The organism is Pokkaliibacter sp. CJK22405, from assembly GCF_046614695.1.
Classification (GTDB): Bacteria; Pseudomonadota; Gammaproteobacteria; order Pseudomonadales; family Balneatricaceae; genus Pokkaliibacter.
On the sequence record NZ_JBKKHQ010000028.1, the window covers coordinates 72,526 to 85,306 of the forward strand.

Sequence of the window (12,781 nt, forward strand, 5' to 3'; positions counted from 1 at the left end):
CCGTGGCATTGATCGGCTTTTGCGAAGGATTGGCGTTTATTTGGGATGGCTGGTGGTTCGCGCTGTGCTTTTAAGCGGCGCTGTGCTTCCACGCGGCACAGAGTCCGGCCAGCGCCAGCTCCTCACCGTCGGCCAGAATACCTTTGCCACCTGCCGTATCCAGCGCCAATTGATAGCGCCGCGCCAATGCCGGATTGCCAATCAGAATCACATCGCGGGACTGCCACCACTGCCGACTGGCGGCCAGCTCAACACCGATCACCCAGCCCGATAGCCGAGCGCGAAGGGTTGAAGCGCCCTCGCCCTGCAACAGATGACGAGCACGCAGCGAAAAGAGCCCGGCACAAAAGCGCTCGGGAGCATCCAGCACATGCCGCACCGCATCAATAAAGACGTTATCGCTGACCTCGGTGGGTAAGGCTGGCGCCGCCGCTTCATCCGTCAGGCTATGGCGCAGCACAGACTGCTCCGCCAGCAAGGCGTAATGCTCACCGGTCATGTAGGTGACAAAACGCTGCACCTCACCGGCACGAACATCCACCCACTTGCTGTGAGTCCCCGGCAGACAAAGCACCGCATCAGCAGTGCCTGCTTCCAGTAACCAGCCAGCAATCTGGGTTTCTTCACCACGCATGACATCGGCAGGGGTGAGCTGACTCAAGCCCGGCAGAATTCGCACCGCCAGTCGCGGGTCAGGACAAGGAGCCTGCACCGACTCACGCCAGTCCACCGGCGTACAGGGGACTTGCCGATAAGGCGCTTCAATCCAGCCCTGACGCGCGCCGGCCATGCCGCAGATCACCACCCGAAAAGGTGAAGGCGCAGACTCCGGTAGCCAGTCCTCTATCAGCGAGAGGAGCGCCTGGGTGTAATCCCCCGAGCGCAGCTTGCCCATGCCCTGATCGGAATGCCGATGCGCCAGCACATTCGCCTGCGCATCCATTCCCCAGACTCTCAGCGCCGAGGTTCCCCAGTCAGCAGCAATCCAGTGCAATCCTTCCAGCATGAAACCTCCTAGCGAAGATCGGCGGGCAAGAGCTCCGCAGGCATGTCCTGATAGCAGACCGGACGCACAAAACGGCGAATCGCCATCGTGCCGACCGAGGTTGCCCCAAAGTTGGTGGAGGCCGGATACGGCCCGCCATGCACCATCGCACTGCACACCTCAACGCCGGTCGGATAGCCATTCACCATCACGCGCCCGGCCTTGCGCTCAAGCCAGGGCAAGAGTTGCTTCGCCAGCGGCTGGTCCTCTTTTTCCATCTGCAACGTACAGGTCAGCTGGCCCTGCAGTGAGCGCGCCACGGCCAGCATTTCCTCATCATCCTCAACTTCAACGATCATACCGAAGGGCCCAAACACCTCTTCCGCAAGCACGGTGTTGGCAAGGAAGGTGCTGGCTGCCACTCGGGTCAGCATGGGCAGAGCCTGACCCGCCGCCGCTTGCTGGCTGACCAATGACTCCACCCCCGCCTGCGCCGTGGCCTCTTTCGCCAGATGATCGTACGCGCGGGCAATACCCTCGGTGAGCATGGTCTGACTGGCGCCTTGAGATAAGACTTCCTGCGCGGTTGCGGCAAAAGCCGCACTGGCTTGCCCTTTGTGCATGACCACGATGCCGGGGTTCGTACAGAACTGCCCGGCGCCCATGGTCAGCGAGGCACACCACGCTGCCGCCATCGCTGCAGGATCACCGGCCAGCCGGTGATTCAGGAAGAACACCGGATTGATGGAACCCAGTTCGCCGAAAAACGGAATGGGCGTTGGCCGCGCGGCACAAAGATCAAACAGTGCCCGACCGGCTTTCAGGCTACCGGTAAAACCCACCGCCTGAATCAGCGGATGCTGTACCAGCGCCTGACCGACCTCGATACCTCCGCCTTGCAGCATGGAGAACACACCGGCGGGCAGTCCGCAGGCCTGACGCGCAGCGTCAATGGCTTCGGCCATCACTTCCGACGTTGCCGGGTGCGCAGGATGCCCCTTCACCAGCACGGGGCAACCGGCCGCCAGCGCGGATGCTGTGTCGCCACCGGCGACCGAAAAGGCCAGAGGAAAGTTGGATGCGCCAAAGACGGCCACCGGCCCCAGCGGACGCTGCACCATTTTCAGGTCAGGACGCGGTAACGGCTTGCGCTCAGGCATGGCGGCATCACGGCGGATATCAAGATAATCACCCTGCTCAATATGGTCAGCAAAGAGACGCAGCTGCCCGATGGTACGACCACGCTCGCCCTGAATACGCGCTTCCGGCAGATGACTTTCACGGGTCGCCAGCAGGGTAATGCGCTCCGCACGGGCTTCTATTTCTTCCGCGATCTTACGCAGGAACGCCGCGCGCTCGGCACGGCTACTCTGGCCGTACACCATAAATGCCGCTTCAGCGGCCTGCGCGGCCTGATCGACTTCTGCGTGGGAGCCTTCGGCAAATACCAGCTCACGACCTTCTTCATCGAAGCCTGTCACACCCGGTGATCCTTTTACCCGTTGTCCGGCAATGAAGTGATGCCCTGTCAGCATGGAGTCCTCCTGTTCGTTGCCAACCTGACCTTGTGACATAGCAGCAAGGCAGAGAGTGCTGGCAGAAATTCTGGCGAGGCCCGAGGGGCCCCGAAGGATGGGCTCCCGGCCTGTCACCGGGAGCCTGTGCAGATTAATGACTGTCTTTAGGAATGGGTGCGCCACGGCAGCCTTTGAGGAAGTCAAAGTCGGCGCCGGTTTCCGGCCCTTCGACATGCTCGTGGAACAGCTTGATATAACCACTGGTCGGCGCCTGAACCGAGGGTTTCCAGTCCGCCAGGCGGGCCCGCAACTCTTCCTCAGGAATATCGAGGTGTATCTTGCGATTGGGCACATCGAGCTCGATCATGTCGCCGTTTTTGACCACCGCCAGCGGCCCGCCCGCGGCGGCTTCCGGTGAGGTATGCAACACCACGGTGCCATAAGCGGTGCCGGACATGCGCGCATCGGAAATGCGTACCATGTCGGTAATGCCTTTACGCAGTACCTTCGGCGGCAAGCCCATGTTGCCGACCTCGGCCATACCGGGGTAACCCTTCGGCCCGCAGTTCTTCAGCACCATTACGCAGTTTTCATCGATATCCAGACTTTCGTCATTGATCTTGGCTTTATAGTCATCGATATCCTCGAACACCACCGCCCGCCCGCGATGCTGCAGCAGATGAGGCGATGCCGCCGAGGGCTTGAGCACCGCGCCCTTGGGCGCAAGATTGCCACGCAGCACAGCGATACCGCCCTTCTGCGTCAGGGCATTTTTCACCGGACGAATCACATCATCGTTCCAGTTGCGGACGTTTTTCACCTCTTCCCAGAGGCTCTGGCCAGACACGGTAATGGCATCGTTATGCAGTTTGCCGCCTTCGGCCAGTTGCTTGATCACCACCGGCAAGCCACCGGCGTAGAAGAATTCTTCCATCAGGTATTTGCCGGACGGCATCAGGTTGACGATGGTCGGGATGTCCTGCCCCAGGCGATCCCAGTCATCCAGTGTCAGATCAACACCGGCACGGCCTGCTATCGCCAGCAGGTGAATAACCGCATTGGTGGAACCGCCAATGGCACCGTTAACGCGGATCGCATTCTCGAAGGCTTCGCGGGTCAGAATGTCCGAGGGCTTCAGGTCATCTTTTACCATCTGCACGATACGCCGCCCCGACAAATGCGCCATCACCCGGCGACGGCTATCCACGGCGGGAATGGCCGCATTCCCGGAAAGCGCCATGCCCAGTGCTTCTGACATGGATGCCATGGAACTGGCGGTGCCCATGGTGTTACAGGAACCCGGAGAGCGCGACATGGCGGACTCTGCTTCGAGAAACTCCTCCTGCGTCATGTGACCGGCTTTGATTTCCTCGGACATTTGCCAAAGCGCGGTACCGGAGCCAACACGCTCGCCACGGAACCAGCCGTTCAGCATCGGCCCGCCGGAGACCAGAATCGCCGGAATATTCGTACTGGCCGCGCCCATCAGCAAGGCCGGCGTGGTCTTATCACAACCCGCCAGCAGCACGACGCCATCCAGCGGATTGGCGCGCAGGGCTTCCTCGACATCCATCGCACACATATTGCGGTACATCATCGCCGTGGGGCGCAATGAGCTTTCCCCCGGTGAAAATACCGGGAATTCCAGCGGCAAACCGCCCGCTTCATAAATCCCGTGTTTGACCCGCTCGGCCAGATCACGAAGATGAGCATTGCATGGCGTCAGCTGCGACCAGGTATTGCAGATACCGATGACCGGACGGCCATCGAACAAATCCGCTGGCAAGCCCTGATTCTTCATCCAGCTGCGGTGGTAGATATGGTCGCGTGATGTGCCACCAAACCAATGGGTGGATCGCAGCGGGCGTGGCCATTCAGCCGGTGTGAACTTGCTCATACCCAGCCTCCGTCAACGATGAAGTTTTGTGCCGTACACATGGTGGAAGCATCAGAGGCCAGAAACAGCGCCATCTGCGCAATATTCTCCGGCAGCAGTTCACCGGGCAGGCATTGGCTTTTCCTGATCTGCTCCCTGGCGGCATCATCGACCCATAGCTCTTTCTGCTTCTCGGTCATGACCCAACCCGGCACCAGCGTATTTACACGGATACCGTCCTGCCCCAGATCCCGCGCCAGCCCACGGGTCATGCCGTGAACCGCCGCTTTGGAAGTGGCATAAACCGGATAGCCCGGCGAGGCAATCATCCAGCCCATGGAGCCAAAGTTGATGATGCTGCCGCCACCGGCCTTGCGCATCATCGGCGCGACCGCCTGCGCTGCAAACATGCTGTGGCGCAGGTTGACGGAGATCAGCTCATCAAAGCGATCGACGCTCAGGTCATCCAGGGAGTGGCGCACATCATTGGCGGCGTTATTGATCAGTACCTGAAACGGGCCACAGACTTCGGCCAGCTGGCGAATGGTGCTCTGATAGCCTTTGGTTTCGGTGATATCGCAGGCGCGAAACACCACATCGCAACCTTCTTCACGGAGCGCTTTTTCCAGCGTTTCTCCGGCAGAACGGTTGAGGTCAACAAAAGCCGTGCGAGCGCCCTGGCGGGCAAATGCCGTCACCAATGCCTGTCCAATGCCTGTGGCGCCGCCGGAAATAAATACCGCTTTCCCTTGCAGATCGGGATAGTAAGCAGCCTGGTTCTCCTTGGGGGTAGGTAGGCTCATAAGGAAATTACCTCCACAGCGTGCAGTGCTTCCGCTGTCAGTGGGTTACGCAGCGCTGTACCGAATGCTGGCGCTGAAATCTCGAACACATCCCCTGCTTCGGCCTTGATACCGTCAGCAAATGACAGGGTCGCTGTGCCGAACATGTGAATATGGACATCCCCCGGCTGACAGAAGAGCCGGTACTTAAAGTGGTGATACTCAAGGTTACGAAGTGTGTGCGACATGTTCGCCTCGCCAGTGACGAAGGGCTTTTCCCACAGCACCTTGCCCTCACGCAGAATGCGCGATGTGCCCTGAATATCCGCAGGCAAATCACCGATACGCATCTCTGGTCCGACCGAGGCCGGACGCAGTTTGGAATGGGCCAGATACAGATAGTTGATGCGCTCGGTCACGTGATCAGAAAACTCATTGGCCAGGGCAAAGCCCAGTCGATACGGCGTGCCGTTGGTGCCGATCAGGTAAATACCGGCCATTTCCGGCTCTTCACCGCTGTCCAGCGCAAAACCCGGAGAATGAAGCGGCTGGCCAGGCGCCACCAGCGTTGCGCCATTACCTTTATAGAACCACTCAGGCTGCACGCCGGTTTCCCCTGCTGCAGGTTTGCCGCCTTCCAATCCCATACGGAACATTTTCATCGAATCGCTAAGGCTGGCTTCATCACTGGGTTTGGCATGCATGGCATCCCGTGTTGCGGCCGATCCCAGATGGGTAAGCCCGGTGCCGGTCAGCCAGAGCCGTGCCGGTTCCGGGTGGCGAATCGGACAGTCCAGCCGCCCTTCTTTCGCCAGCGCTTCCAGATCCACCTCACGGCCTAAACCGAGCTTGTCGATTTGCGCCATCAGGGTGTTGCCTTCAGCGATGGCGCGCTGGGCCAGGTCAAAGGTCGTTTCGACCTGTTCGACGATTCGGGCAGCCCGCTCATCACGGAAGATCACGCCACCACCGATCAATTGCGAAACAAACATGGCGTGCTCCTTAGCGTGCTTTGTTCTTGTTGTAGACATCGAAGATGACGGCGGCGAGCAGCACCAGGCCTTTAATCACCTGCTGCCATTCGATACCAATACCGAGAATCGACATGCCGTTGTTCATCACGCCCATGATCAGCGCGCCGATGACCGCGCCGATAATCTTGCCAACACCACCGGACATGGACGCACCGCCGATAAACACCGCCGCAATAACGTCCAGCTCAAACGCCAGACCCGCTTTAGGCGTCGCGGTATTCAGGCGCGCTGCGAAGATAAGACCCGCCAGCGCCGCCAGCATGCCCATATTGACGAAGGTGAAGAAAGTCAGACGCTCGGTGTTAATCCCGGAGAGCTTGGCCGCTTTTTCATTGCCACCGAGGGCGTAAACCCGGCGACCCAGCGTGGTGCGATTGGTCAGGAAGGTATAAGCACAGGTCAGGACCGCCATGGTGATCAGCACATTGGGCAGGCCGCGGTAGGTCGAGAGCAGGTAGGTCACGTAAATCAGCGCCACGCCGATCAGCAGGTTTTTGCCGATAAAGAAGGCAAAAGGCTCATCCTCAATACCGAACTTGAGCGCACGTATGCGGCTGCGGGCCGCGAGATAAATAATGGCAAAGGCACTCAGCGCACCGAGGGCCAGCGCGGTCATGTTGGGACGACCCACACCAAACACATCGGGAATAAAACCGGTGCTCATGGCCTGAAAGGATTCGGGGAAAGGCCCTACGGACTGACCGGCCAGAAAGGCCAGGGTCAGACCACGAAATACCAGCATGCCTGCCAGGGTCACGATAAAAGACGGGATCTTCCAGTAAGCAATCCAGTAGCCCTGCGCGGCGCCAATGATTCCGCCCATCACCAGACAGGCAGGCACGACCAGCCAAGTTGGCAGATGCCAGTTGACCGCCATCACTGCCGCCAATGCACCGATAAAGCCGACCACACTGCCGACGGAAAGGTCGATATGCCCGGCAACAATCACCAGCAGCATGCCCAGCGCCATAATGATGATGTAGCTGTTCTGCAGGAACAGGTTGGTCAGGTTGATGGGCCGCATCAGGGTGCCGTCTGTCAGCACCTGAAACAGCAGCATAATGACGACCAGCGCCATCAGCATGCCGTAGTCACGCATGTGACCCTTGAGATATCCCAGAACGGATTGCCCGGAAGACACGGGGCTATCGTCCACGGCGGAAGTTGTTTTTGTTGTAGCCATGTTACGTTTCTCTCCTTCAGGCATTGACGATCATCGCCATGATGCGCTCTTGACTGGCGTCAGCGCGGCCGAGTTCACCGACAAAGGCCCCTTCATTCATCACATAAATGCGGTCACACATGCCGAGCAGTTCCGGCATTTCAGAGGAGATCATCACCACGCCTTTTCCTTCGCTGGCGAGCTGGTTGATGATGCTGTAGATCTCGAATTTGGCCCCGACATCGATACCACGGGTCGGCTCATCCAGAATCAGCACTTCGGGCTCGGCGAACAGCCATTTGCTCACCACCACCTTTTGCTGGTTTCCGCCGGATAAATTCGACACGCGCTGGAACACGCTGGGGGTACGGATGCGCAGGGTCTTGCGGTATTCCTCGGCAATGTGACGCTCACGGTTATCGTCAATCACGCCGTTTTGCGACACCCCTTTGAGGTTTGCGAGAGTGGCGTTGTGGAGAATGTCTTCATCCAGAATCAGCCCCAGCTCCTTGCGGTCTTCGGTAACGTAGGCAATACCGGCATCCACCGCTTTCTGTACAGAGGAGACATCCACCTTGCTGCCATGCAGCTGCACCTCTCCGGAGATTTTCTGGCCATAGCTTTTGCCGAAGATACTCATGGCCAGCTCGGTACGACCGGCGCCCATCAACCCGGCAATACCGACCACTTCCCCGGCCCGCACTTCAAAGTTCACGTTGTGGATCATCTGGCGGTCGCTCTTCTCGGGATGCCAGACATTCCAGTCGCTGACCGCCATCAGCACATTACCGATATTGGGGGTGCGTTCAGGGTAACGGTGCGCCATATCGCGCCCGACCATGCCACGGATGATTTCATCCTCACTCACACCGGATTGGCGGCAATCCATAGTCGCCACTGAAGTCCCATCACGCAGCACGGTGATAGCGTCTGCGACACGGCTGATTTCATTGAGTTTGTGCGAGATAAGAATGGAGGTGATGCCCTGCTCACGAAACTCGATCAGCAGATCCAGTAGCTTCTGGCTGTCGTTTTCCTGTAAGGCTGCTGTGGGCTCATCGAGAATCAGCAGTTTGACGCGCTTGGATAACGCCTTGGCGATTTCCACCAACTGCTGCTTACCCACCCCCAGCTTGCCGACCGGAGTCGCAGGGTTTTCCTTTAGCCCGACCTTATCCAATAGCTCGCGGGTCCGGGTGTAGACCGCAGGCCAATCGATAATGCCGTGCTCGGCGATTTCGTTGCCAAGAAAGAGGTTCTCGGCGATAGACAAATGCGGCACCAGAGCAAGCTCCTGATGGATGATGATGATGCCTTCATCCTCACTGTCGGCGATGCCACGAAATTGCATTTCGCGCCCTTCATAAAAAATGCCGCCGCTATAACTGCCGAAGCCGTAAACGCCGCTTAACACTTTCATCAGGGTCGATTTGCCTGCGCCGTTCTCACCGCAGAGGGCGTGAACTTCACCTTTGCGAACTTGCAGGCTGACCTTGTCGAGCGCCTTCACCCCGGGAAATTCCTTGGTGATGGAGCGCATTTCCAGAATGATGTCGTCCATAGAAGCAGATCCGATCATGGGCTCGCCGCCTGCATCGACGGCGAGCCGGTGAAACAGGGAGACTTACTTGATCTGGCTTTCCTGGTAGTAGCCGCTATCGACCAGTACGGATTTCCAGTTATCCGCATCGACAGTGGTGGGCTCCAACAGGTAGGAAGGAACGACTTTCTTGCCGTTGTTGTAGGTTTTGGTGTCGTTGATTTCAGGCTCGGTGCCTTTCAGCACGGCTTCCACCATATTCACCGTCACACTGGCCAACTTACGGGTGTCTTTAAAGACCGTGGAGTATTGCTCACCGGCAAGGATGGATTTAATGGAAGGCACTTCCGCATCCTGGCCTGTCACAATCGGCATAGGCATGTCGCCGGAACCGTAACCCACACCTTTAAGAGAGGAAAGAATACCGATGGAGAGACCATCGTAGGGAGAGAGAACACCATCTACACGCTGGTTGGTGTAGTTGGCGGAGAGCAGGTTATCCATACGCGCCTGGGCAACCGCACCGTCCCAACGCAGGGTGCCGACTTTATCCATGCCCATCTGGCCGGACAGAACCTTCACCTTGCCGCTGTCGATCATTGGCTGCAGCACAGACATCGCGCCGTTGTAGAAGAAGTAGGCGTTGTTGTCATCGGGCGAGCCGCCGAACAACTCAACGTTATAGGGGCCTTTGCCACGAGCTTCCATCCCCTTCACCAGCGAGTTGGCCTGCAGCACACCTACCTTGTAGTTATCAAAGGTGGCGTAATAGTCGACGTAAGGCGTGTCACGAATCAGACGATCATAAGCGATAACCTTGATCCCTGCGGCGTGAGCATTCTCCAGCACGTTGGTCAGGGTTGAGCCATCGATGGCGGCAATCACCAGTACATCCACCCCTTTCACCATCATGTTCTCAATCTGAGCCAGCTGGTTGGGGATATCGTCTTCTGCGTATTGAAGATCCGTCTTGAAGCCAGCTTTCTGGAATTGCTTGACCATGTTGTCACCGTCCGCGATCCAGCGTGCGGATGACTTGGTGGGCATGGCAATACCGACATAGCCTTCGGCGGCAGAAACGGCAGTGGAAACCATAGCAGCGCCCAGAGTCAGGGCCGCCATCAGCGTCTTGAGGTGTTTCATTAGTATCTCCCAAAGCGGTTTGGGTAAGGCCGGAGGCACTTCCTACGTCCGCATTATTTTTATCGTATGAGTCTAATGGGCCAGTTTGCTGGCTCAGATTCACCTTAGGAGAGCATCACATACCATTCAAATTCATTTTTTGTAGAATGACATACCAAATCTGCTATACCTCAATAAAAACAATAAGCGAACGGTGGAGTGATTCATGGATATTGGTTTATCCCGGCACCTGAAAATCAGTCAGTTACGGTTGATCGCCGCTATTGCCGAACACGGCCAGCTCGGCCTTGCCGCAGAAGCCCTGGCCATGACTCAGCCAGCTGCGTCACGCATGCTCAATGAGATCGAAAAGAATTTGAGCGCCAAGCTGTTCGAGCGAACCGCGCGCGGAATGGAAGCCACCCTGATTGGCCGCGCCATCAGCCAGCGGGCCCATAATCTTTTAGTCGAACTGCGCGACTTGTCTCAGGATGTTGAAGAGCTGAAACAGGGTAACGGCGGCTATACCACCGTCGGCGCGGTGACAGGCGCAGCAGTAGGCTTTGTGATTCCGGCGATTCGTGTACTCAAAGCCATGTCACCCAAGGCGGAAGTGCACGTTAACGTTGAAGCCAGCGACGTGCTGGTTCACGATCTCGCTGCCGGAAAAAATGACTTTGTACTGGCGCGCTTGCCCCGTTCTGTCGACCCGCGGGATTTTGAAATCACTCCGGCGCGAACCGAGCAGGTTCGTCTGGTGGTGCGGGCAGACCACCCTTTGGCGGGCGCCGAGAAAGTCTCAGTGCATGATCTTTCCCGCTATGAGTGGGTAATGCAGTCCCACCGCGCACCGATCCGCGAAGCCGTCGAGTCCGTTTTTCTCAAACAGGCCGCTCCCCTGCCGACCAACATCACCAACACCACGTCCTTGCTGGCGATGATCGCGATTCTTGTCCACTCCAACGCCATTGCCGCACTGGCCAGCGAAGTGCCGGAGCTATTGATGAGTGATAAAGTCGGGGCCAGACTCGCGGTGTTACCGCTGGAGGAGTCCATTGTGATGAGCCCTTACAACCTGATTATGGTGAAGGGCCGACAACTCTCCCCGATTGCGAATCGCCTGCGGATACTGGTCGCCAATGAGCTGAATCAGGCGCCAGCCAGCAAAAACTAGGCACTCATCCTTACTCATCGCCGCACCAGCGCTGGGCACATTAAAATAACAGGAAGAATCTATGAACCTCACCGAATGGGGCGCGTTGGCGCTGGTTTGCTTACTCGGCGCCCTCTCACCCGGCCCAAGCCTGGCGATGGTTGCACGACATGCGTTGGCGGGCGGAAAACGTCAGGGAATCGCCATCGCCTGGGCTCATGCCTGCGGTGTGGCCTGTTATGCAGCTCTCAGTGTGATCGGACTGGCACTTCTGCTCAAACAGTCCCCCGTGGCGATGGAAATTATTGCCATTGCCGGTGGAGGCTATCTTGCCTGGCTGGGAATCAAGGCACTGCAATCCAAAGGCGGCGTTGTCAGCACGCTTCAGGCTGGCCAGAAAATGGCGCTACGCGATGCTATTCGTGATGGCCTGCTTATCGCCTTACTGAACCCCAAGCTGGCACTTTTTTTCATTGCCCTGTTCAGCCAGTTTGTCAGCGCTGAAAACTCAGCCTCCACGCAAGTAGCACTGATTGCCACACCACTGGTGATCGATGGCGGCTGGTATACGCTGGTCACCTTACTTCTGGCCTATCCACCCGTGCTTCAGGCGCTTCGACGTCAGGCCAAATGGATTGATCGCATGAGCGGAGTGCTACTTATCGCCCTCGCAGGCAAGGTATTTCTGACAGCGCTGGCATAGGGAAAACGACGGCGGAAGTAATACTCTGATAAGTTTTTCAAGCACTTAGCGACAAACCTGCCGGGCAATCCGTAGACCTGCCCGGTCAGATACGTTAGACTTCACCACTACTTAGGGGCTGTTCTGGATTCGACAATGTCGCGGATGCTCCAAGTGCCTCCCGTGAGCGGTGCGCGATCACGTAAATCAACCGTACCAAAATATAGTCGCAAACGACGAAAACTACGCTCTAGCCGCTTAAGGCTAGACTCTCCACCTACGTCTGCCTATGGGATAGGGTTCGGAGAGTCATCTCACATAGGATCGTGTGGAAGTCTTCGCCCGTAGACCAAGCACTAAAACCAATCGGGACAGCTGATCAGTATCCTGCCTATCGGAGCCTGCTCAGTTAAAAAATAGATAAGGCTATGGATGGTAGACCTTGGTTCAGAAGGATGTTGGACGGGGGTTCGATTCCCCCCAGCTCCACCATATACAAAAAAGCCCGGACAGTGTCCGGGCTTTTTTTATTGTCTGCATTTTGCGTGACATGCCCTGTATGGTAAGGGTTTACGGACTTCACCACCGATGTAATTACGGACTTCTGCCGGCAGTTCTTTTCTGAATGTCCGAATACTCTCTGTGCCTCTCCCCAACCCGCCAGGCCAAAGTCCATGAACTGAGGCCCCCTTCAAATCATTAGATTATTACCGGACTCAGGAGATGAGTTTGATTGACGAATTGGATAGGTGAAGGAAAAAAGCAATAACAAAAATAAAAAAGATAGTGGTCATCAAATTGACACACACATACACATCAATTACAAATACACACTACTAAATAGTTGTACGCAGCTCTGATGGGTTTGCAGCACCTTTGGCAATCCAGTAGCCGGCTCAGCAGTTTGAGAATATGAATGTTTTAGCCC

General features: G+C 57.2%; 10 protein-coding genes and 1 other RNA gene. 3 read left to right on the top strand and 8 right to left on the bottom strand.

Annotated elements, in window-relative coordinates; all coding sequences use genetic code 11:
* Positions 1-70 precede the first annotated feature (70 nt).
* The 8 genes from ACKC9G_RS17975 to chvE all read right to left on the bottom strand — a co-directional run bounded on the left by ACKC9G_RS17975 (position 71) and on the right by chvE (position 10,039).
* The gene (locus tag ACKC9G_RS17975; RefSeq protein WP_411407991.1) at positions 71-1,006 is read right to left on the bottom strand and encodes a 2-dehydro-3-deoxygalactonokinase; all 936 of its coding nucleotides are present in this window, start codon (positions 1,004-1,006) and stop codon (positions 71-73) included.
* An 8-nt stretch (positions 1,007-1,014) separates the two neighbouring features.
* Positions 1,015-2,520, bottom strand: coding sequence for an aldehyde dehydrogenase (NADP(+)) (locus ACKC9G_RS17980; protein WP_411407993.1), 1,506 nt, complete (start codon positions 2,518-2,520; stop codon positions 1,015-1,017).
* 133 nt (positions 2,521-2,653) lie between these two features.
* Positions 2,654-4,399: an L-arabinonate dehydratase gene (gene araD / locus ACKC9G_RS17985; RefSeq protein ID WP_411407995.1), complete on the bottom strand. Its 1,746-nt coding sequence runs from the start codon at positions 4,397-4,399 to the stop codon at positions 2,654-2,656.
* Positions 4,396-5,181 carry an SDR family NAD(P)-dependent oxidoreductase gene (locus ACKC9G_RS17990; protein WP_411407997.1) on the bottom strand — a complete coding sequence of 262 codons (786 nt, stop codon included), beginning with the start codon at positions 5,179-5,181 and terminating at the stop codon, positions 4,396-4,398. Before ACKC9G_RS17990 ends, araD begins: the two co-directional genes overlap by 4 nt.
* Complete coding sequence (gene araD1 / locus ACKC9G_RS17995) at positions 5,178-6,152, bottom strand: AraD1 family protein (protein WP_411407999.1); 975 nt, start codon at positions 6,150-6,152, stop codon at positions 5,178-5,180. The genes ACKC9G_RS17990 and araD1 overlap by 4 nt, the downstream gene beginning before the upstream one ends.
* 10 nt (positions 6,153-6,162) lie before the next feature.
* Positions 6,163-7,377: a multiple monosaccharide ABC transporter permease gene (mmsB, locus tag ACKC9G_RS18000; RefSeq protein WP_411408001.1), complete on the bottom strand. Its 1,215-nt coding sequence runs from the start codon at positions 7,375-7,377 to the stop codon at positions 6,163-6,165.
* Between the two features lie 16 nt (positions 7,378-7,393).
* On the bottom strand, positions 7,394-8,917 hold the full coding sequence (gene mmsA, locus ACKC9G_RS18005; protein WP_411408029.1) for a multiple monosaccharide ABC transporter ATP-binding protein: 1,524 nt from the start codon (positions 8,915-8,917) through the stop codon (positions 7,394-7,396).
* A 63-nt stretch (positions 8,918-8,980) separates the two neighbouring features.
* Complete coding sequence (gene chvE, locus ACKC9G_RS18010; protein WP_411408003.1) at positions 8,981-10,039, bottom strand: multiple monosaccharide ABC transporter substrate-binding protein; 1,059 nt, start codon at positions 10,037-10,039, stop codon at positions 8,981-8,983.
* Positions 10,040-10,244: 205 nt separating this feature from the next.
* On the opposite strand from chvE, the gene ACKC9G_RS18015 reads away from it, so the two are divergent.
* The 3 genes from ACKC9G_RS18015 to ssrA all read left to right on the top strand — a co-directional run bounded on the left by ACKC9G_RS18015 (position 10,245) and on the right by ssrA (position 12,345).
* Entirely contained in the window at positions 10,245-11,192 is a 948-nt protein-coding gene (locus ACKC9G_RS18015) for a LysR family transcriptional regulator (protein WP_411408005.1), read from the top strand.
* Between the two features lie 61 nt (positions 11,193-11,253).
* Positions 11,254-11,874: a LysE family translocator gene (locus ACKC9G_RS18020; RefSeq protein WP_411408007.1), complete on the top strand. Its 621-nt coding sequence runs from the start codon at positions 11,254-11,256 to the stop codon at positions 11,872-11,874.
* Between the two features lie 114 nt (positions 11,875-11,988).
* Positions 11,989-12,345, top strand: a transfer-messenger RNA (tmRNA) gene (gene ssrA / locus ACKC9G_RS18025).
* Positions 12,346-12,781 lie beyond the last annotated feature (436 nt).